Annotated in this window: 15 protein-coding genes; 8 read left to right on the forward strand and 7 right to left on the reverse strand. The window is 70.8% G+C overall.

Annotation, left to right across the window (positions count from 1 at the left end; genetic code table 11):
- Window positions 1-4: 4 nt before the first annotated feature.
- From VET29_RS16900 to VET29_RS16910, 3 genes are read right to left on the reverse strand one after another with little or no spacing between them, the layout of a single operon-like run.
- On the reverse strand, window positions 5-1,594 hold the full coding sequence (locus VET29_RS16900) for an ABC transporter permease (protein WP_324921230.1): 1,590 nt from the start codon (window positions 1,592-1,594) through the stop codon (window positions 5-7).
- On the reverse strand, window positions 1,591-2,511 hold the full coding sequence (locus tag VET29_RS16905; RefSeq protein WP_324921232.1) for an ABC transporter ATP-binding protein: 921 nt from the start codon (window positions 2,509-2,511) through the stop codon (window positions 1,591-1,593). Before VET29_RS16905 ends, VET29_RS16900 begins: the two co-directional genes overlap by 4 nt.
- The gene (locus tag VET29_RS16910) at window positions 2,508-3,164 is read right to left on the reverse strand and encodes a TetR/AcrR family transcriptional regulator (RefSeq protein WP_324921234.1); all 657 of its coding nucleotides are present in this window, start codon (window positions 3,162-3,164) and stop codon (window positions 2,508-2,510) included. The genes VET29_RS16905 and VET29_RS16910 overlap by 4 nt, the downstream gene beginning before the upstream one ends.
- Window positions 3,165-3,292: 128 nt before the next feature.
- On the opposite strand from VET29_RS16910, the gene VET29_RS16915 reads away from it, so the two are divergent.
- From VET29_RS16915 to VET29_RS16925, 3 genes are all read left to right on the forward strand, one after another.
- The gene (locus VET29_RS16915; RefSeq protein WP_324921236.1) at window positions 3,293-7,654 is read left to right on the forward strand and encodes an ExeM/NucH family extracellular endonuclease; all 4,362 of its coding nucleotides are present in this window, start codon (window positions 3,293-3,295) and stop codon (window positions 7,652-7,654) included.
- Between the two features lie 64 nt (window positions 7,655-7,718).
- Window positions 7,719-8,606: a TIGR03619 family F420-dependent LLM class oxidoreductase gene (locus VET29_RS16920; RefSeq protein ID WP_324921238.1), complete on the forward strand. Its 888-nt coding sequence runs from the start codon at window positions 7,719-7,721 to the stop codon at window positions 8,604-8,606.
- A 225-nt stretch (window positions 8,607-8,831) separates the two neighbouring features.
- Entirely contained in the window at window positions 8,832-10,799 is a 1,968-nt protein-coding gene (locus VET29_RS16925; protein ID WP_324921241.1) for an amino acid transporter, read from the forward strand.
- On the opposite strand, the gene VET29_RS16930 is transcribed toward VET29_RS16925, so the two are convergent.
- Together VET29_RS16930 and VET29_RS16935 are read right to left on the reverse strand one after the other, a co-directional pair.
- Window positions 10,796-11,647: a TIGR03620 family F420-dependent LLM class oxidoreductase gene (locus VET29_RS16930; protein WP_324921243.1), complete on the reverse strand. Its 852-nt coding sequence runs from the start codon at window positions 11,645-11,647 to the stop codon at window positions 10,796-10,798. The genes VET29_RS16925 and VET29_RS16930 overlap by 4 nt on opposite strands.
- Window positions 11,648-11,657: 10 nt before the next feature.
- Window positions 11,658-11,987: a metalloregulator ArsR/SmtB family transcription factor gene (locus VET29_RS16935; protein ID WP_324921245.1), complete on the reverse strand. Its 330-nt coding sequence runs from the start codon at window positions 11,985-11,987 to the stop codon at window positions 11,658-11,660.
- A 97-nt stretch (window positions 11,988-12,084) separates the two neighbouring features.
- Here VET29_RS16935 and VET29_RS16940 point away from each other — a divergent pair, with 97 nt between their 5' ends.
- The 3 genes from VET29_RS16940 to VET29_RS16950 are packed head-to-tail and all read left to right on the forward strand — an operon-like array spanning window position 12,085 to window position 15,101.
- Window positions 12,085-13,137, forward strand: a complete 1,053-nt coding sequence (locus VET29_RS16940) for an alpha/beta hydrolase (RefSeq protein WP_324921249.1) — start codon at window positions 12,085-12,087, stop codon at window positions 13,135-13,137.
- The gene (locus VET29_RS16945; protein WP_324921251.1) at window positions 13,137-13,862 is read left to right on the forward strand and encodes an esterase family protein; all 726 of its coding nucleotides are present in this window, start codon (window positions 13,137-13,139) and stop codon (window positions 13,860-13,862) included. Before VET29_RS16940 ends, VET29_RS16945 begins: the two co-directional genes overlap by 1 nt.
- A gap of 9 nt (window positions 13,863-13,871) precedes the next feature.
- Window positions 13,872-15,101 (forward strand): hypothetical protein, encoded by a 1,230-nt coding sequence (locus tag VET29_RS16950; protein WP_324921253.1) that lies wholly within the window; start codon window positions 13,872-13,874, stop codon window positions 15,099-15,101.
- On the opposite strand, the gene VET29_RS16955 is transcribed toward VET29_RS16950, so the two are convergent.
- Window positions 15,069-15,812, reverse strand: coding sequence for an isocitrate lyase/phosphoenolpyruvate mutase family protein (locus tag VET29_RS16955; protein WP_324921255.1), 744 nt, complete (start codon window positions 15,810-15,812; stop codon window positions 15,069-15,071). The two genes, VET29_RS16950 and VET29_RS16955, sit on opposite strands and share 33 nt — an antisense overlap.
- Before the next feature lie 244 nt (window positions 15,813-16,056).
- Between VET29_RS16955 and VET29_RS16960 the strand changes: the two genes are divergently transcribed.
- A complete protein-coding gene (locus VET29_RS16960; RefSeq protein WP_324921257.1) occupies window positions 16,057-17,187 on the forward strand; it encodes an inorganic phosphate transporter in 1,131 nt (376 codons plus the stop codon).
- Between the two features lie 17 nt (window positions 17,188-17,204).
- Window positions 17,205-17,429 carry a hypothetical protein gene (locus VET29_RS16965; RefSeq protein WP_324921258.1) on the forward strand — a complete coding sequence of 75 codons (225 nt, stop codon included), beginning with the start codon at window positions 17,205-17,207 and terminating at the stop codon, window positions 17,427-17,429.
- Between the two features lie 121 nt (window positions 17,430-17,550).
- Here the strand turns inward: VET29_RS16965 and htpG are convergent, their stop codons facing one another.
- Complete coding sequence (gene htpG, locus VET29_RS16970; RefSeq protein ID WP_324921261.1) at window positions 17,551-19,371, reverse strand: molecular chaperone HtpG; 1,821 nt, start codon at window positions 19,369-19,371, stop codon at window positions 17,551-17,553.
- Window positions 19,372-19,516 lie beyond the last annotated feature (145 nt).

Below are 19,516 nucleotides of genomic sequence, written 5' to 3' on the forward strand. Positions count from 1 at the left end.
GGCCTCAGCCCGGCACGTCCCGCCGCCGGAAACCGGTGAGGCCGGCCACCGTCACCCCCACCGCGACCACCATGAGCAGCACCAGTGGCAGTGCGGTCACCTGGCCGCCCGGCAGCTTCGGCAGGTGGGTGAACGGCGAGACGTCCAGCACCCACTGGTCCACCCCGAGGCCCTGGCCGACCAGGCCGACCAGCACGCAGACCGCGAGCGCCGCCCACGCCACCGCGGCGAACCGGGGCAGCAGGCCGAACAGCAGCACCGCCACCGCGGACAGGATCCACACCGCCGGCAGCTGGATCACCGCGCCGGCCAGCAGCGGGGGCACCTCGCCGCCGACGTCGTGCACGTTCATGCCGTGCGTGATGCCCATCGCGAGCCCGGCGGCGAGAAGTGCCACGGCCGGGCCGAGCAGTGCGAACAGCAGGTGGGACGCCAGCCAGCGCAGCCGGCCGGTCGCCGTCGCCAGCACCGGTTCGGCGTGGCCGGCGGTCTCCTCGGCGCGGGCCCGCAGCATCGCCTGGATCGCGTACGCGCCGGCGATGATCCCGAGCAGACCGACCGTGCCGGCCAGGTAGCTGTCGATCAGGCCCTGCGCGCCGCCGAGCCGGGCGAAGACGTCCTTCATCGCCTGGTTGTCGCCGACGAGGTCGCCGACGCCCTCGGCCAGGTACCCGAAGACCACGCCGAGCGCGACGAACCCGCCGGTCCACGCGGCGAGCAGCCCGCGGTGCAGCCGCCAGGCCAGCGCGAACGGCGAGCCCAGCGCACCGACCGCCGGACCGGGACGCGGTGGCAGCAGGCCGGCGCCCACGTCCCGCCGGCCGGACAGCACGACCGCGGCGGCGACCAGTGCGGCGGTCGCGGCGAGCACGACGAGCACCAGCCAGAGCCGGTCGTCGCCGTACGGGCGGATCGCCTGCACCCAGCCGATCGGGGACAGGCCGGTCACCCAGGACAGCGGCCCGTCCGTCATCCCGCTGACGTCGCCGACCACGCGCAGCACGTACGAGACGCCCAGCACGGTCATGGCGATGCCGCGTGCGGCGCCGGCGCCGTCGGTCAGCTGCGCGGCCACCGCGCCGATGCCGGCGAACACCCAGCCGGTCGCGGCCAGCTCCAGCCCGAACGCCAGCGAACCCGTGCCCGGCAGGTGTTGTCCGGACATGCCCGCGGCGAGCAGCAGGCCCATGACCAGACTGGCGGCGCAGGTGGCGATCAGCGCGGACGCGAGCCCCGCGTGCCGGCCGACGACCGCGGAGCCGAGCAGCTCCCGGCGGCCCGCCTCCTCCTCGGTCCGCGTGTGCCGGATGACGGTGAGGATCGCGATCAGACCGACGACCACCGGGATGAACCCGGCGCGCCACGCGACCAGCTCACCGATGCTGGACCCGAACAGCTGCCCGTACAGCGCGACGAACCCCGCGTTGGTGGCGCTGGTGGTCGCGTACTGGGCCTTCTCCGCGGCGGTCGGGAACAACCCGTCGATGCTCGCCACGTAGGACATCGGCACCACGGCGAGGACCACGACCCACAGGGGCATGATCACGCGGTCACGCCGCAGGATCAGCCGGACGAGCTGCCATGTCCCCGTCACCGCGTCACCTCGCCGGCCGGGTCGGTCCGCCTCGTCGCGCCCGCGCCCGTGTAGTGGCGCAGGAACAGCTCCTCCAGCGTCGGCGGCTGGCTCACCAGCGACCGCACGCCCGCGGAAGTGAGCGCCCGCAAGGCTTCCTCCAGCGCGGGAGTGTCCACATCGAACTTGACGTGCCCGTCCCGCACGAGCAGGGCGTGCACCCCCGGCAGGTCCGCGAGCCCGTTCGCCGGGCCGGCGAGGTCGGCCTCGATGGACGTGCGGGTCAGGTGCCGCAGGCCGGCGAGCGAGCCGGTCTCGACCGTGCGGCCCTCCCGGATGATCGTGACCCGGTCGCACAGCGCCTCGACCTCGGCGAGGATGTGGCTGGACAGCAACACGGTCCGGCCGCGCTCCTCCCGCACGACCTCGCGGAAGACCTCCTCCATCAACGGGTCCAGCCCGGACGTCGGCTCGTCGAGCAGCAGCAGTTCCACGTTCGACGCGAAGGCCGCGACCAGCGCCACCTTCTGCCGGTTGCCCTTGGAGTACGTGCGTGCCTTCTTGCGCGGGTCGAGGTCGAACCGCTCCAGCAGCTCGTCGCGACGGGTCTTGTCCAGGCCGCCCCGCAGCCGGCCGAGCAGGTCGATCACCTCGCCGCCGGACAGGTTCGGCCACAGCGTCACGTCGCCCGGCACGTACGCGAGCCGCCGGTGCAGCTCGACCGCGTCGGCCCACGGGTCGCCGCCGAGCAGCCGGACGGACCCCGCGTCGGCCCTGATCAGTCCCAGCAGCACGCGGATCGCGGTGGACTTGCCCGCCCCGTTCGGGCCGAGGAAGCCGTGCACCTCACCGGTTCGCACGGACAGGTCGAGGCCGTCCAGCGCCCTGGTCCGCCCGAACGTCTTGACCAGGCCCGCAACGCTGATCGCGTCAGTCATGTCGAGGTCCCTTCAGTGGTGGACCGCCTCGCGGCCCGCTCGAGACCGGCCCGCGCCGCGGCGGCTTCCTCCGGACTCATCATCGGATGGGAGTAGATGTCGAGCAGCGCGCTGGCGAGCCGGATGTCGCCCTCCGGCGTGGAAAGGTCCACCCCGAACGCCCGGGACAGGTGCTCGAACAGGATCGGGATGGCGAGCCCCCAGGCCGTGACCACCGCCGCCCTGTCCCGCACCGGCACGTCCGGTTCCCCGTCCCCCTTGACGAAGCCCGTGAACCAGGCCTCGCTCATGCCCACCATCTCGTCGAACAGCTCGCTCGCGCCGCCGTCGATGAGCGACCGGGCGACGTAGCGGTGGTAGCGGCCGCTCGGCCGCCGCGTGGCGGACGCCTTCGCGAGGTCGCCTTCCTTGATGGCGGCCCAGGTTTCCTCGTTCAGCTTGCGGACGGTCCGCAGCACGTACTCGTCGCAGGCGGCGTGCAACGCCTCCTTGCTGCCGAAGTGGTGCCTGACCAGTCCCGACGAAACCCCGGCCGTCTCGGCGATGCCGCGGATCGTGGCCTTCTCGAAGCCGTGTTCGCCGAAGTGCCTCATCGCCGCGTCCCGGATTCGGGCACGCGCGGTGAGATCTTCCGGATCGGGTGGACTACTCACACGTGCAGCGTACTACACACACGTGTAGTCGGACGCACAACGATCCCGCAACGTACATCCGCGCGCATTTTTCTGGACACCATTCACATTTAGGCTCCTCCGGTTCCACCCGTGCGATGGAGGCCTGAATGCCAAGCAGTAGACGTGTCCGCTTACGCCAAGCCGTCGGGACGCTGACCGCGATCGCCACGGTCGCGCTCAGTGCCACCACGGCCTCGGCGCAGGCAGCGGATCCGTTCATCAGTGAGATCCACTACGACAACGCCGGCGCGGACACCGGCGAGGCGCTGGAGGTCCAAGCCGATGCCGGTTTCGACCTGACCGGCTGGAAACTCGCCCTGTACAACGGGAACGGCGGTGCCGTGTACAACACGGCGACGCTGTCCGGCACGGTCCCCGCCGCGGGCGTGGTCGTGCAGAGCTACCCCACCGACGGCATCCAGAACGGCGCTCCCGACGGCGTCGCGCTCGTGCGCCCGGACGGCACCGTCGCCGAGTTCCTGTCCTACGAGGGCGGGATGACGGCGGTGGGCGGCCCCGCGAACGGCATGGCCGCGACGGACATCGGCGTGTCCGAGGCCACCTCCACCCCGGTTGGCTACTCGCTGCAGAAGGTCGGCGGCGTCTGGCAGGCCGCGGCCCCCAACACGTTCGGCACCCGCAACTCCGGCGGCGGCGACCCGGATCCCGACCCGGCCGGCTGCGCCGGCCTCACGGTCGACCACACGATCGCCGAGGTCCAGGGCACGACCGACACCTCCCCGCTGGCCGGCAGCCAGGTCGTGGTCGAGGGCGTCGTGACCGCGGACCACCGCACCGGCGGCTACAACGGCATCTACGTCCAGACCGCCGGCTCCGGCGGGCACGCGCCCGCGGCCGGTGTCGCCTCGGACGGCGTCTTCGTCTACCTGACCGCCAACGCCGCCAACCACCCGACCGTCGCGATCGGCGACCAGGTGCGGGTGCGCGGCAACGTCAGCGAGTTCAACGGTCTCACCGAGATCAGCATCGGCGCCCGGACCGACGTGGGGGTGTGCGCCAACAACGCACCCCTGCCGGCGCCGGTCCCGCTCACGCTGCCGCTCGACCCCGCCGCACGCGAGTCCGCGGAGTCGATGCTGGTCGCGCCGGTCGGCGACTACACGGTCTCGGAGGTCTTCAACACCAACCGCTTCGGCGAGGTCGTCCTCGCGGCCGGTGACCGGCCCGCGCCGATCCCGACCGACCTGTACCGCCCGAGCACCCCGGAGGCGCTGAACCAGGCGGCGGACAACAAGCTGCGCCGGCTGCTGCTGGACGACGGCTCGACGACGAACCTGTCGACCGCGGGCCAACTGCCGCCGTACGTCTACCCGGACGCCCCGTTGCGCGTGGGTGACCAGGTGGAGGCGTTCTCGCCGACCGTGCTGTCCTACGGGTTCGCCGAGTGGCGGTTGCAGCCGACCACCCCGGTGACCGCGACGACGCCTGCCTTGCAGCGCACCACGTTCAAGTCGACCAACCCGCGGACCCCGGCGCCGGAGAACGTGGGCGGCGACATCCGGATCGCGAGCTTCAACGTGCTGAACTACTTCGTCCACTTCGGCGGCGACGCCCGCGGCGCGGACGACGAGGCAGGCCTGGCGAAGCAGGAGGCCAAGATCGTGTCCGCGATCTCGGCGCTGGGCGCGGACGTCGTGGCACTGGAGGAGGTCGAGAACTCGATCCGCTTCGAGGCGAACGACCCGCAGAAGGCACTGAAGCGGCTCGTCGCGGCCCTCAACGCCAAGGACGGCGCGGGCACGTGGGACTACGTGCGTTCGCCCGCGAACCTGCCGCCGGCCAGCCAGCAGGACGTCATCACCGCCGCGGTCATCTTCAAGCCCGGCTCGGTGACCCCGTCGGGCGAGTCGAGGACGATCAACGACGAGACCGTGTGGTTCAACGCGCGCGAGCCGATCGCGCAGACCTTCACGGCGGGCGGCGAGAAGTTCACGGTCGTCGCCAACCACATGAAGTCGAAGTCCCCTTCGGACTCCGCGACCGGCGACAACGCGGACGCGGGTGACGGCCAGGGCCAGTTCAACGGCGACCGCGTCCGCCAGGCGCACTCGCTGATCACGTTCGTCGACCAGCTGAAGGCCTCCTCGGGCAGCGACGACGTGATGGTCCTCGGCGACTTCAACTCCTACACCCAGGAAGACCCGATGAAGGTCTTCTACGACGCGGGCTTCCAGGACGTGTCGAACGGTGAGGCCAGCTACGTGTTCGGCGGCGAGTCCGGCTCGCTCGACCACGCGGTCGCGACGCCGTCGCTCGCGGCGAAGGTCACCGGCGTGGACGTGTGGCAGATCAACTCGCACGAGTCGTTCGCGTTCGAGTACGACGGCCACCCGGCCTTCTACCAGCCGAACCCGTATCGGGCGAGCGACCACAACCCCAAGGTGATCGGCCTCTCGACGCGACCGGCCGGTCCGGTCGACCTGCAGTTGTTGGGTATCAACGACTTCCACGGCCGGCTCGAGTCCCCGGCCACCGGCGCGAACGGCCCGATCGGTGGCGCCGCACAGCTTTCGGGCCTGGTGGGCCAGCTGCGCGGACAGAACCCGAACACGCTGTTCCTGTCGGCCGGCGACAACATCGGCGCGTCGACGTTCATCTCGGCCATCGACAAGGACAACCCGACGCTCGACGCGCTGAACCTGATGGGGCTGGACGCCTCCTCGGTCGGCAACCACGAGTTCGACAAGGGCTTCGCGGACCTGCACGACCGCGTGATCCCGAAGGCGCGGTTCCCATACCTGGGTGCCAACGTCTACCGGGGCACGGAGCACGCGCTCACGCCGTACGAGGTCAGGACGGTGGACGGGGTGCGGGTCGGCATCGTCGGGCTGGTGACCGAGCAGACGGCGTCACTGGTGAGCCCGGACGGGATCGCCGGCCTGACCTTCAAGGATCCGGTGCCGGAGGCCGAAGCCGTTGCCGCACAGCTGAAGGACGGCAACGAGAACAACGGCGAGGCCGATGTCGTGGTCGTGGTCGCGCACGAGGGCGCGGCGACCGAGAACATCGGCTCCGTCGCGGATCTGCAGCGGGACCCGGTCTTCGGGCGGTTCATGAGCATGAGCGCGAACGTCGACGCGATCCTGTCCGGACACACGCACCAGGCGTACGCGTTCGAGGCGCCCATCCCGGGCACCGACCGGCTGCGCCCGGTGGTGCAGGCCGAGGACTACGGCATGAAGCTGTCCAAGGTCACGCTGTCGGTCGACCCGACGACCAAGCAGGTGCTGGGGTCGGACGCCACGCTGCTGGACGTCGTCGGGGCACCGTCGGACCCGGCGGTCGCGGACGTCGTGGCGCGGGCCAAGGCGAACGCCAACGAGTTGGGCAAGCAGCCGCTCGGCTCGATCACCGGGGACATCAGGCGTGCGGTCACGTCGACCGGCGCGGAGGACCGCGGCAGCGAGTCGGTGCTGGGCAACTTCATCGCGGACGTGCAGTTGGCCGGTACCAGGGACGCGGGCCGGGGCGGGGCGCAGATCGCGCTCATGAACCCGGGCGGCCTGCGGGCCGACCTGCTCTACGCGCCGGACGGCGTGGTCACGTACTCGGAGGCGTTCTCGGTGCAGCCGTTCGCCAACGACGTCGTGACCAGGACCTACACCGGTGCGCAGCTCAAGGCCGCGCTGGAGGAGCAGTGGCAGCCGGCGGGTGCGTCGCGGCCGAAACTGCACCTGGGTGTGTCGAAGGGCTTCGCCTACACCTACCTGCCGGACAACCCGGCGGGGCAGCGGATCACCGGCATGACGCTGAACGGCCGGCCGATCGCGCCGGCCGCGACCTACCGGGTGACGGTGAACTCGTTCCTGGCCGCGGGTGGCGACAACTTCGCCACCCTGGCGCAGGGCACGAACACGGTCACCACGGGCGACAACGACCTGACCATGCTGACCGCCTACCTCGGCGCCAACTCGCCGGTGACGGCGGACCCGGCGCCGCGGTCCTCGGTCGGCGTGCCGGTGCCCACCTGTGACCGGACGATCACCGGCATGAAGTTCGGCGCCGTGGTCGTGACGTCCGGACTGACCTGTGTGGACGACGCCACGATCTTCGGTGGCATCGTGGTGAGGCCGGGCGCCTCACTGAAGGTGACCGGCGGCCACCTCATCGGTCCGGTGTCGGCCACGTCGCCGGGGGCGGTCACGCTGTCCGGTGTCGAGGTCATCGGTCCGGTCTCGGTGACGGGCGCGACCGGCGCGGTGCTGGTCGACAAGGGCAGGCTCACCGGCCCGGTCGTCCTGCACGGCGACAAGGCCGGCGTGAAGATCGACACCGCGTCGGTGATCGGCCCGGTCTCGGTGACGGGCAACACCGGCGGGCCGGCGGTCGTCGCGGGCAACACGATCGTGGGCCCGCTTGCCTGTTCGGGCAACGACCCGGCCCCCGGCAACGGCGGCAGGAAGAACAAGGTGTACGGCCCGGCGACGGGCCAGTGCGCGAAGCTGTGAGTGGGTGACGGAGGGGCCCGCCCGGTGTGCTGCCGGGCGGGCCCCTCCTTGTTAGCGTGAGGTCGTGCTGATCGGACTTGGCGCCCCGGTGTCCGGCGCGTGGGCGACCCCGGAGAACCTGGCCGGGTTCACCGCACGGGCGGAGGAACTGGGCTACGACTCGCTGTGGACGTTCCAGCGACTGCTGGTCGGCGTGGCCGACCAGCTGGACACGGTGTACCAGAGCGTGCTGGACCCGTTGCTGGCGTTGACCTTCGCCGCCGCGCACACCAGCCGGATCCGGTTGGGGGTGGCACTGGTGAACATGCCGTTCGTCTCGCCGGTGTACCTGGCCAAGCAGGCGGCGACGCTGGACGTGCTGTCCGGCGGCCGCCTCGACCTCGGGCTCGGGGTGGGTTGGTCCTCGACGGAGTTCAGGGCAACGGGGGCGGACCGGGCCCGGCGGGGCGCCCGCGCCGCGGAGTACGTCAGGGTGCTGCGGACACTGTGGACGGACGACCCCGCGGAGTTCGCCGGCGAGTTCTACACGGTCCCGCCGAGCCGGATGCGTCCCCGGCCGGTGCAGGCCGGCGGGCCGCCGATCCTGCTGGGCGGCGTGGTGCGGCCGGCACTGGAGCGGGCGGGGCGGCTCGCGGCTGGCTGGCTGAGCCGGAGCGCACACGACCTCGACGGCATCGCCGCGGACATCGCGGTCGTCCGGGCGGCGGCGCCGGACCCGTCGGCGGTCCGGGTCGTGGTGCGGGGGGTGGTCCGCCCCGGACCCCGGGACGGCCGGCTGTCCGGCACGTACGACGACATCCGCGCGGACACGGCCTGGCTGGCGGAGCAGGGAGTGACCGAGCTGTACTACGACCTCAACTGGGTGCCGGGCATCGGCGACCCGGACGTGCCCGCCGAGAAGGCGACGACCCTGGCCACGGAGATCGCCGAGGCCCTGGCACCACGACGGTAGCCGCGGGGGTTGCCCTCGCCGTGCCGGATGCCGCGAACCGCACATTCAGGACACACGCGACCCCAACGGAAGCGGGCGTCCGACGTCTCGCGGGCAGTGGGCCGTCGCGGGGTGCACCCTGCGGCATCGGGCCGGGCGGATTCGGCCGGGTCCGCCAACATCCGGTCGCTCGATCAGGCATGCTGTGCGGCGCGGGTGACGGCCCGCAGGGGTGGAGGGGATTCGATGGACGCGAAGACGGCTCAGCAGTTCGCCGTGCCGGCCAGTGTGGGTAGTCCGGCCAAGGTGACGCAGCCGCGCGGTCTCGGCAAGTGGCTGCTGCACCACCAGGTCGCGCCGGTCGGTCCAGAATCCGGCGAGGGGCACGGCAAGCCGCAGCCCTGGTGGAAGGTCATGTGCCTCACCGGCGTCGACTACTTCTCCACGCTCTCCTACCTCCCCGCCATCGCCGCGCTGGCCGCGGGCGCGCTCTCGCCGCTCGCCACGCTGCTGATCGTCGCGCTCACGCTGTTCGGCATGCTCCCCATGTACCGCCGCGTCGCCCGCGAGTCGCCGCACGGCCAGGGCTCCGTCGCCATGCTCGAGAACCTGCTTCCCTTCTGGCGCGGCAAGATCTTCGTCCTGGTGCTGCTCGGCTTCGTGGCCACCTCGTGGATCATCACGATCACGCTGTCGGCCGCGGACGCGTCGGTGCACATGGTCGAGAACCCCGGCTTCCCGAGCTTCCTGCACGGCCACGAGGTACTCATCACGGTCCTGCTGCTCGTCATCCTCGGCGGCGTCTTCCTGCTCGGCTTCTCCGAGGCCATCGGCGTCGCGATCCCGCTCGTCGCGATCTTCCTGCTGCTCAACGCGGTCATCGTCGGCGTCGGCCTGGTCGACGTCTTCGACACCCCGGACGCGTTCTCCGGCTGGGTCGACCGGCTCACCGAGCACGGCTCCGGCTTCTTCGACATCGCCGGGCCGGCCGTGGTCGCGTTCCCGCTGCTGGTGCTGGGGCTGTCCGGCTTCGAGACCGGCGTCAGCATGATGCCGCTGATCAAGGCCGACAACTCGGAGCAGAAGGTTCGCAACACCGGCCGGCTGCTGGCCACCGCCGCGCTGGTCATGTCCGTGTACCTGATCGCGACCAGCTTCATCACGACCGTGCTCATCCCCGCCAAGGAGTTCGAGGAGGGCGGCGCGGCCAACGGCCGGGCGCTGGCCTACCTCGCGCACGAGCACCTCGGTGCGGCGTTCGGCACGATCTACGACGTCTCCAGCATCCTGATCCTGTGGTTCGCGGGTGCCTCCGCGATGGCCGGACTGATCAACATCGTGCCGCGGTACCTGCCCGCGTACGGCATGGCGCCGGAGTGGGGCCGGGCCGTACGGCCGGTCGTGCTCGTCTACACGGTGATCAGCATCGGCATCACGCTCCTGTTCGGCGCGGACGTCAACGCGCAGGCCGGGGCGTACGCGACCGGGATCCTCGCGATGATGGTGTCCGGCGCGGTCGCGGTGACGATCTCCGCGTTCCGCAAGGGCAACAAGATCGCCGGCACCGCGTTCACCGTGCTCACGGCGGTCCTGCTGTACGCGCTGGTCGAGAACGTGATCGAGAAGCCGGACGGCATCGCGATCTCCGCCGCGTTCATCGCCGGCATCGTCGTCGTGTCGCTGGTCTCGCGGGTCACCCGCACGACCGAGCTGCGGGTCGAGAGCATCGAGTTCGACGAGACCGCCCGCCGCTTCGTCACCGAGAACATCGAGCACGACGGCCGCCTCGACATCGTCGCCAACAAACGGCAGAAGGGCGACGAGGCCGAGTACTCGGCCAAGGAGTCCGAACAGCGCGGCCTGAACCCCCTGCCCGGCGCGGCGGACGTGCTGTTCCTGGAGATCGACGTGGTGGACCCGTCGGAGTTCAGCGACGTCCTCCAGGTGCGCGGCCGGACCGTGGGCCCGCACCGCATCCTGCGCGCCGAGGCCCCGGCCGTCCCGAACGCGATCGCGTCGATCCTGCTGGCACTGCGCGACACGACCGACGTGCGGCCGCAGTGCCACTTCGAGTGGTCGGAGGGCAACCCGCTCGGCCACCTGTTCCGCTACCTGATCCTCGGCCGGGGCGACACGCCACCGGTGGTGCGGGAGATCATCCGCCAACACGAGGAGGACCCCGCGCGACGGCCGGGGATCCACGTGGGCGGCTAACCCGGTAGCAGCGCGTCGCCCAGCTCACGCCACCACGGCAGCGCGGACTCACCCGGCTGGACGCCGATCACCTGCACGGCCACGTGGTCGGCACCGGCGGCCACGTGCCCGTGCAGTTTCTTGGCGATCGTGTCCAGGTCGCCCCAGAAGACCATGTCGTCGATGATCCGGTCGCTGCCGCCGCCGGCGATCTCGTCCGCCGAGTAACCCAGGCGCCGGTACTTCGCGACGTTGAACCGGGTCGTCAGGTAGCGGTGCAGGTGCTCGCGGGCGACCGCACGTGCCCTGGCCGGGTCCGTCTCGAACAGGACCGGGTGCTCGACGCCCAGGAAGGCGTCCGCGCCCAGGATCTCGCGTGCCTGCGCGGTGTGCGCCACGTTCACGTGGTACGTGTGCGCGCCGGCCGCCCGGTCGCGGGCCAGTCCCAGCATCTTCGGGCCGTAGGCGGCCAGGACGCGGGGCACCGGCGCGTCGAACGCGTCCAGCTCGTCCAGGTACCCGGTCGTCGCCGCCAGTGGGGTGGTGCCCGGCAGGCCCTGGCTGATGCCGAGGCCGAGCAGGTGCCGGCCGGGGTAGGCCGCGGCGAGCAGCGCGGCGCCGCCGTGGGTCGCACGGGCCGATCGGGCCGGGATCTGGGCTATCCCGTTCACGACGTGGATCCGTTCGGTCGCGGCGAGCAGGAAGCCGGCCTGCGAGAACGCCTCGCGTCCGCCGACCTCGGGGAACCAGAACGCCCGCCAGCCCCGTTCCTCCAGCTCCCGCACGGAGTCGCGCATCAGCGCGGGTGGCTGGTGCTCGAAGTCGAACGTGTAGACCCCGAACCTCCCGAGGCCTCCGATGGTGCTCATTCTCCTCCTGTCAGAGCGTCCGGCCGAGAACCGCGACGAGGGCGGCGATCCGCCGCTCGTCGCGCCTGTAGTGCGTCCACTTGCCCACCCGCGTCGAAACCACCAGGCCGGCACGCTCCAGCTCGGCCAGGTACGCCGAGACCGTCGACTGGGCCAGCCCCACCTTCGCCTGGATGTGCGTCACGCAGACCCCGACCTCGTTCGGGTCGGCGATGGCGCCGTCGAGCCGGAAGTTGCGCTCCGGCTCACGCAGCCAGGTCAGCAGCTGCAGGCGAACCGGGTTCGACAGCGCCCGCAGCGCGCGGACGGTCTCCAGATCCGGTGCGTCACTCTCGGCCACGACACCATAGTAGCGACGTTTCGAAGATTGTCGATATGAGAGACAGGACTCCGGAACGACCTTGACTTCACGTGTGGACGGTGGCTGAGATGGGTCAGTGATCGCCGAGACGGAGCCGCAGGTGACCCTCGACTCGGTGACGTTCCGACTACCCGACGCCGACTCCGCGCTCGAAGGCACCCGGCTGCTCCCGGCGCTCTCCCTGCCCGCGGCCGACCTCGACTTCACCTTCACCGACCACGCCTGGCACCTCACGCTCCCCCGCCCGCCCGTGCACCGCATGGAGTACCGGTTCCAGCTGCGCCACCTGGCCGGCGACCTGGAGGAGATCTGCGACCCCGGCAACCCGCGCCGGGCGCCGGGCGCGTTCGGCGACAAGTCGGTGGTGGAGTTCCCCGACTACCGGGCCCCGGGCTGGCTCACCGCGGTGGGTGCCGGCGGTGAGGTCACCGACCTGGCCGTCCACGCACCCCTGCTCGACCGGGACATCGCCGTCCGGCTGTGGTCGCCGGCGCCGCCGGCTGAGCCGCTGCCCCTGCTCGTCACGCACGACGGGCCCGAGTACGACCGGCTCGCGGGCCTCACCACCTACGCCGCCGCGATGATCGCGGCCGGCGAGCTGCCACCGTTCCGCGTCGCGCTGCTCACGCCCGGCGACCGGGACGACGAGTACGCGGCCAACCCGAGGTACGCGGCCGCCCTGCACCAGCGGGTCATGCCGGCACTGCGCCAGGCGGTGGCCGTGACGGAACCGGTGGTCGGCATGGGCGCGAGCCTCGGCGGGCTCGCCGTACTGCACGCCCAGCGCGCACTGCCCGGCCTGTTCGGCGGGTTGTTCCTGCAGTCGGCGTCGTTCCTGACCGTCGACCTCGACCCGCAGGAGCAGCACCGGTTCAGCCGGTTCGGGCAGGTCAGCGTGTACGTGGCGGACGTGCTGCGCTCGGTGCCGCACCAGACCGTGCCCGTGGTAATGACGTGCGGGCTCGCCGAGGAGAACCTGGCCAACAACCGGCAGATGGCCGCCACACTGGCCAAGCAGGGCTACGACGTGCGGCTGGTCGAGGTGCCGGACGCGCACAACTACGTCGGCTGGCGCGACGCGTTCGACCCGGCGCTGACCGCGCTGCTCCGTGCCGTGTGGACAGTCTGATGCGCCGCGACCAGTACGAGGTCGGCGGCGGCACCGTGATCGCCTACGGCCACTACGGCCGGCCGTTCCTGGTGTTCCCCTCCGAGCAGGGCCGTGCATGGGACTTCGAGGCCAACGGCATGATCGAGTCGGTCCGGCCCCTGCTGGCGGACGGCCGGGCGAAGCTGTACTGCGTGGACTCGTTCGACGCCGAGTCGTGGTCGAACCAGTCGGTGCCGCTGGAGGAACGCGCGCGCCGGCACGGCGTGTACGAGTCGTGGATCCTGAACGACGTCGTGCCGTCGATCCACGCCGACTGCGGCGGCCCGGTGGAGATCGCGACGCTCGGCTGTTCGCTCGGCGCGTTCCACGCCGTGCTGTTCGCGCTGCGCCGCGCCGACCTGTTCCCGCTGGCCATCGGCATGTCCGGCAACTACGACCCGTCGGGCTGGCACGGCTGGGGCGACCGCGGCGAGGCCGCGTACTTCGCGAACCCGGCCGACTTCGTGCCGAACCTGCACGGCGACCACCTGGACTGGCTGCGCGAGCGGCTCTCCGTGCTGCTGGTCGTCGGGCAGGGGCAGTGGGAGGACACGACCGGCTCGCTGCCGTCCACCCGGCACTTCGCGCATCTGTTACACGACAAGGGACTGCGCTGCGAGCTGGACGTGTGGGGTCACGACGTGCCGCACGACTGGCCGTCGTGGCGCGCGCAGCTCGCTCACCACCTACCCCGCTTCTGCTAGGAGGATCGCGTGGACCGTACCGAACACCTGCTTGGCCTCCTGCTGGGCACCGAGGAGGACTGGCCGAGGGCGTTCGAGGAGCTGGTCCGCAGGCTGGGCCCGGTCTCCCACGACGGCGCCGACCACACGCTCGCCACCGAGCGGATCACGATCGAGCCGTTCGACCTGCGGGCGAAACCGAGGTACCACCTGGTGATCGACCGGCTCGCGTACTGGTACTACGTGCCGCGCGAGTGGCTGAAGAAGGCCGCGCTCATGGACGACGTGTACCTGCTGAACAGCCCGTTCACGTTCCAGTCCATGGAGAAGCACGCCGCGTACTGCGCGATGATCCGGCTGGGCCTGAAGGTCCCGGACACCTGGCTGGTGCCGTACAAGAACCCGGTCGACAACGCGAGGTACGCCTACACCGCGGCGAGGTACAACCAGCCGTTCGACCTGGACGAGATCGCCGAGCGGATCGGCTACCCGCTGTACATGAAGCCCTACGACGGCGGCGCGTGGCGTGGCGTGTCCCGCATCCGGGACAACAGGACGCTGAACCAGGCCTACGACCAGTCCGGCGAGATGCTGATGCACCTGCAGGCGTCGGTCGAGGGCTACGACGTGTTCGCCCGGTCGCTGACGATCGGGCCCGACAGCATGGTGATGAAGTTCCGGCCGGACCAGCCGATGCACGACCGGTACGCGGTGGACCACGAGTTCCTGTCCCCTGCGGCGGGCGAGGAGGTGCTGACGATCTCCAGGCTGATCAACGCGTTCTTCCGCTGGGAGTTCAACTCGTGCGAGAGCCTGGTGGTCGGCGGGTCGGTCCACCCGATCGACTACGCCAACGCGTGCCCGGACATCTCGATCACCTCGCTGCACTACTACTTCCCGTGGGCCATCGGCACCCTGCTGAAGTGGTCGGTGTTCTGCGCGGTGACCGGCCGGCGCCCGAGGCTGGACCTGGACACCCACAACTACTTCGCGGTGGCCGACTCGTCCCGCACCTACGACGAGAAGCTGACCGAGTACCGCAAGCTGGCCGACGACTACTTCGAAACCGAGCGCTACCAGGAATTCTGCGCGACCGCACTGTCCCATGTGGACGACATGGTCCGCGAGTGGGTCGCCTCCCCCGCCTTCGACGACCTCCTCGTGTCGACCGTCCGGACCACCTACCCGGCCAAGGAGCACGACCGGTTCGTCGCCCACTTCCGCGGCCTACTGGGCCTCTGGGTGAAGGACAACGCGTAGCTCGTCGCGCAGCACGGCCTGGGTTCGGCGCCACAGGCCGGCGGCCAGCGAGATCCGGGCGACGCCGGCCGCGGCCAGGTCCGGCACGGTCAGCTCGGGCAGCAGGGTGGCGTTCACCGGCGCGCCGACCTCGGCCACGAAGGACCGCAGCAGCTCGGTCGAGCGGATGAGGATCGGGTACACGCAGTCCGCGCCCGCGTCCAGGTAGGCCCGTGCCCGCGCCACGCCCTCGGCCAGTGCCGCCGACTGGTCCGCCGCGTGCAGGAACACGTCCACCCGCGCGTTGATCACCAGGTCCTCGCCCGCCGCGGCACGGACCCCGGCCAGGTACTCGGCCTGCCTGTCCGGCGGGGTCAGGCCGCCGCCCGAGTGGTCGGTGTCCTCCAGGTTGCAGCCCACCGCGCCGGTCGCCAGCAGCCGGCCGGCCAGCTCGCCGGGCGGCAGCCCGTACCCGGCCTCGGCGTCGACCGTCACGGGCACGTCGACCGCCCGCGTGATCCGGCGAGCCGCGGCGAACATCTCCTCCACCGCCGCGCCCTCGTGGTCGCGGTAGCCGAGCGACTCGGCCACCGCCGCCGAACTGGTCGCCACCACCGGGAACCCGGCCTCGACGACCAGCCGTGCGGTCCCCGGGTCCCACACGTTCGGCAGCACGAGCGGCCGGCCCGGCACGTGCAGGGACCGCAGTGTCGAACCGGTCGCTCCGCTCATCCGCCCCGTCTCCTTCGCTCGTCGCGTGTTCGTCGCTACTGAGCATGCTCCTCGGTCGACCGGCAGTCGCACGGACCCGCCGGCCGTCCCGCGTGATCGGCCACGGCGGGGTGTCCTGGCACACATCGGCGTTGGCGCCGCCACACGTTTTGCCCGGAACCGCCGGGACCGTCATCCAGCGTTCATGTCCCGGTCAGGTTGAGCGTCCGTGCTGGCAGGTACACCGGACACCGGAGGTGACACCATGGATTTCTCGCTGATCGTCGTCGTGGTCATCGCGACCGCACTGGCGTTCGACTTCACCAACGGATTCCACGACACCGCCAACGCGATGGCGACCTCCATCGCGACCGGCGCGCTGCCGCCGAGAGTCGCGGTCGGCATCTCGGCGGTGCTGAACCTGGCCGGCGCCTTCATCTCCATCGAGGTCGCGAAGACGATCAGCAACGGCATCGTCGACGAGAAGCTGATCACCCCGACGGTGATCTTCGGCGGCCTCGTCGGCGCGATCGTGTGGAACCTCGCGACCTGGCTGTTCGGCCTGCCGTCGAGCTCCTCGCACGCCCTGTTCGGCGGCCTGATCGGCGCGTCCTGGGTGGCGTCCGGGGTGGACGCGGTGCACTTCCCGGTCGTGCTGGCCAAGATCATCGTCCCGGCGCTGGCCGCCCCGCTGGTCGCCTGCCTGGCCTCGACCCTCGCCACCTACCTCGCCTACAAGATCACCAGGCAGAGCCGGGACACCACGCGTGCGAAGGGGTTCCGGGTGGGGCAGATCGTCACCGCGTCGCTCGTCTCCCTCGCGCACGGCACCAACGACGCGCAGAAGACCATGGGCGTGATCACGCTGACGCTCATCACCGCGGGCAGCCTGCCGACCGGCTCGGTCCCGCCGGTGTGGGTGATCGTCTGCGCCGGCACGGCGATCGCGCTCGGCACCTACCTGGGTGGCTGGCGGATCATCCGCACGATGGGCAAGGGCATCACGGACATCGAGACCCCGCAGGGCTTCGCGGCGGAGGCGAGCGCGACGGCGGTGATCCTCACGTCCTCGCACGTCGGCTTCGCACTGTCCACGACGCATGTCGTGTCCGGCGGCATCGTGGGCGCCGGACTGGGCAAACGGCTCGCCGAGGTCCGGTGGGGCACCGCGGGCCGGATCGTGATCGCGTGGGTGCTGACGCTGCCTGCGGCCGCGCTCGTCGGCGCGCTGTCCGGCCGCGTCGCCGACATGGGCACCGTCGGCACGGTCGCCGTCGCCCTGGTGGGCGTCGCCATCGGCGCCGGTGTCTACCTGCTGGCGCGGCGCAGCCCGGTGAGCGCCGGCAACGTCAACGAGGAAACCGACGCACCCGCCGCCCAGCCGGCGGCCGCCTGAGCCCGGAGGAGCACGACGTGAACATCGACTGGAGCGCGCTCGGCCTGGTGGTGCTGATCTCCGTGGTGGCGGGCTGCGGCCTCGTCTCCCTGGTGGGGCTGGGCATCGCCGCCCTCGACCAGCGCGTGACCGCCCAGGAGTCCGGGCGCGCCACGACGACGCCGACCGTGGTCATGGGACTGTGCTTCCTCGCCGCCGCCGCGTTGATCGGCTACGGGCTCTACCTGGTCGCGTTCTCCTGACGCCGGTCCCGCGGTGTGGCGGCAGTGTCTGGGCCACCACGACCGAACGCGGCTACGGGGTCGTCGACGTGACGTCTCACCGCGGCGCGGCCGGCGTCCGCCGCGGTGAGACGTCGCGGTATCAAAGAGTCTTCGCCAGGCGGCCGGCCAGCAGCTTGGTGAACCGCGGCGGGTCGGCCAGGTCGCCGCCCTCCGCGAGCAGTGCCATGCCGTACACCAGCTCGGCCGCCTCAGCGAGGTCCGGCTTCTCGGCCGCGTGCGCGTCGCGCAGCGCGACCACCAGCTCGTGCTTCGGGTTCAGCTCCAGGATCCGCTTGATCTGCGGCAGCTCCTGGCCCATCGCGCGGTACATCTTCTCCAGCGTCGGCGTCATGTCGTAGCTGTCGCCGACGATGCACGCGGGCGAGGAGGTGAGCCGGGACGACAGGCGGACGTCCTTGACCTGTTCCTCCAAAGTGGACTTGAGCCACCCGAGCAGGCCCTCGAACTCCTTCTCCTGCTCCGGATCCTTCTCCTCGTCCAGGTCGACCTGCCCCTTGGCGATGGACTGGAACTTGCTGCCCTGGAACTCACCCACCGCGTCGACCCACATCTCGTCGATCGGGTCGGTGAGCACCAGGACCTCGAAACCCTTGTCCTGGAAGGCTTCCAGGTGCGGCGAGTGCTCGACCGCCGCCCGCGTCTCGCCGGTCAGGAAGTAGATGTGCTCCTGACCCTCCTTCATCCGCTCGACGTACTCCGCCAGCCTGGTCTGCGCCTCGGCCGAGTGCGTCGAGTCGAACGACGCGATCTCCAGGATCGCCTCGCGGTTGTCGGCGTCGTCGAGCAGGCCCTCCTTCAGCGCACGGCCGAACTCCGCCCAGAACGTCCGGTACTTCTCCTCCGGCAGGGCCTTGACCGTCTGCAGCACCTTCTTGACCAGGCGGCGCCGGATCCGCTCGATCTGCCGGTCCTGCTGCAGGATCTCGCGCGAGACGTTCAGCGACAGGTCCTGCGCGTCGACCACGCCCTTGACGAAGCGCAGGTACTCCGGCATCAGCGCTTCGCAGTCGTCCATGATGAACACGCGCTTGACGTACAGCTGCACGCCCCGCTTGCGCTCCCGCATGAACAGGTCGAACGGCGCCTTGGCCGGCAGGAAGAGCAGCGCCTGGTACTCGAACGTGCCCTCGGCCTGGAGCCGCATCGACTCCAGCGGCGCCTGCCAGTCGTGGCTGATGTGCTTGTAGAACTCGGCGTACTCCTCCTCGGTCGCGTCCGAGCGCGCCCAGAGTGCCTTCATCGAGTTCAGGGTCTCGTCGCCGAGCTTGATCGGCCAGGTGATGAAGTCCGAGTACTTCTTGACGATCGAGGTCAGCGTCGCGGCGTCGGTGTAGTCGAAGAGCTTGTCTTCCTTGTCCTCCGGCTTGAGGTGCAGCGTGACGGCCGTGCCCTGCGGGGCGTCCTCGACGGGCTCGATCGTGTAGGTGCCCTCGCCGGTGGACTCCCAGCGCACGCCCTCGGCGGTGCCGGCGCGGCGGGTCACCAGCGTGACCTTGTCGGCGACCATGAAGCTCGAGTAGAAGCCGACGCCGAACTGGCCGATCAGCTCCTCGGTCTGCTTGGCCTCCTTGAGCTTGGCCAGGAACTCCGCGGTGCCGGACTTGGCGATGGTGCCGATGAGGCTGACCACCTCCTCGCGCGTCATGCCGATCCCGTTGTCCCGCACGGTGAGCGTGCGGGCCGCGGCGTCGGTTGCCAGCTCGACATGGAGGTCGTCGGTCTCGGCGGCCAGTTCCTTGTCGCGGAACGCCTCCAGGCGGAGCTTGTCGAGCGCGTCGGAGGCGTTCGAGATCAGCTCACGCAGAAAGGTGTCCTTGTTCGAGTACACCGAGTGAATCATCAACTGCAGCAGCTGGCGGGCCTCGGACTGGAACTCGAGCGTCTCGACCTGCGCGGTCACTTCGTCCCCCTCTAGGTACGTGCTCCTGGTACGTGGTTCGGCCGACTGATTTTACGAGGTCCGAGATGCAAAGCGACGGCGGCCGCCGGCCCCTGTCTCGGCCGTTGCCCGTCTGTCACCGATCGTGGCGAGACGGTCGCGTTGC

This window comes from Actinophytocola sp. (assembly GCF_035634895.1).
Taxonomy (GTDB): Bacteria; Actinomycetota; Actinomycetes; order Mycobacteriales; family Pseudonocardiaceae; genus Actinophytocola.

What these genes read in the sequence shown, in the direction of transcription:
- VET29_RS16905 (WP_324921232.1), bottom strand. Translation starts at nt 2,511, where the DNA reads ATGACTGACGCGATCAGCGTTGCGGGCCTGGTCAAGACGTTCGGGCGG.
- VET29_RS16945 (WP_324921251.1), top strand. Translation starts at nt 13,137, where the DNA reads ATGCGCCGCGACCAGTACGAGGTCGGCGGCGGCACCGTGATCGCCTAC.
- VET29_RS16925 (WP_324921241.1), top strand. Translation starts at nt 8,832, where the DNA reads ATGGACGCGAAGACGGCTCAGCAGTTCGCCGTGCCGGCCAGTGTGGGT.
- VET29_RS16915 (WP_324921236.1), top strand. Translation starts at nt 3,293, where the DNA reads ATGCCAAGCAGTAGACGTGTCCGCTTACGCCAAGCCGTCGGGACGCTG.
- VET29_RS16955 (WP_324921255.1), bottom strand. Translation starts at nt 15,812, where the DNA reads ATGAGCGGAGCGACCGGTTCGACACTGCGGTCCCTGCACGTGCCGGGC.
- VET29_RS16930 (WP_324921243.1), bottom strand. Translation starts at nt 11,647, where the DNA reads ATGAGCACCATCGGAGGCCTCGGGAGGTTCGGGGTCTACACGTTCGAC.
- VET29_RS16960 (WP_324921257.1), top strand. Translation starts at nt 16,057, where the DNA reads ATGGATTTCTCGCTGATCGTCGTCGTGGTCATCGCGACCGCACTGGCG.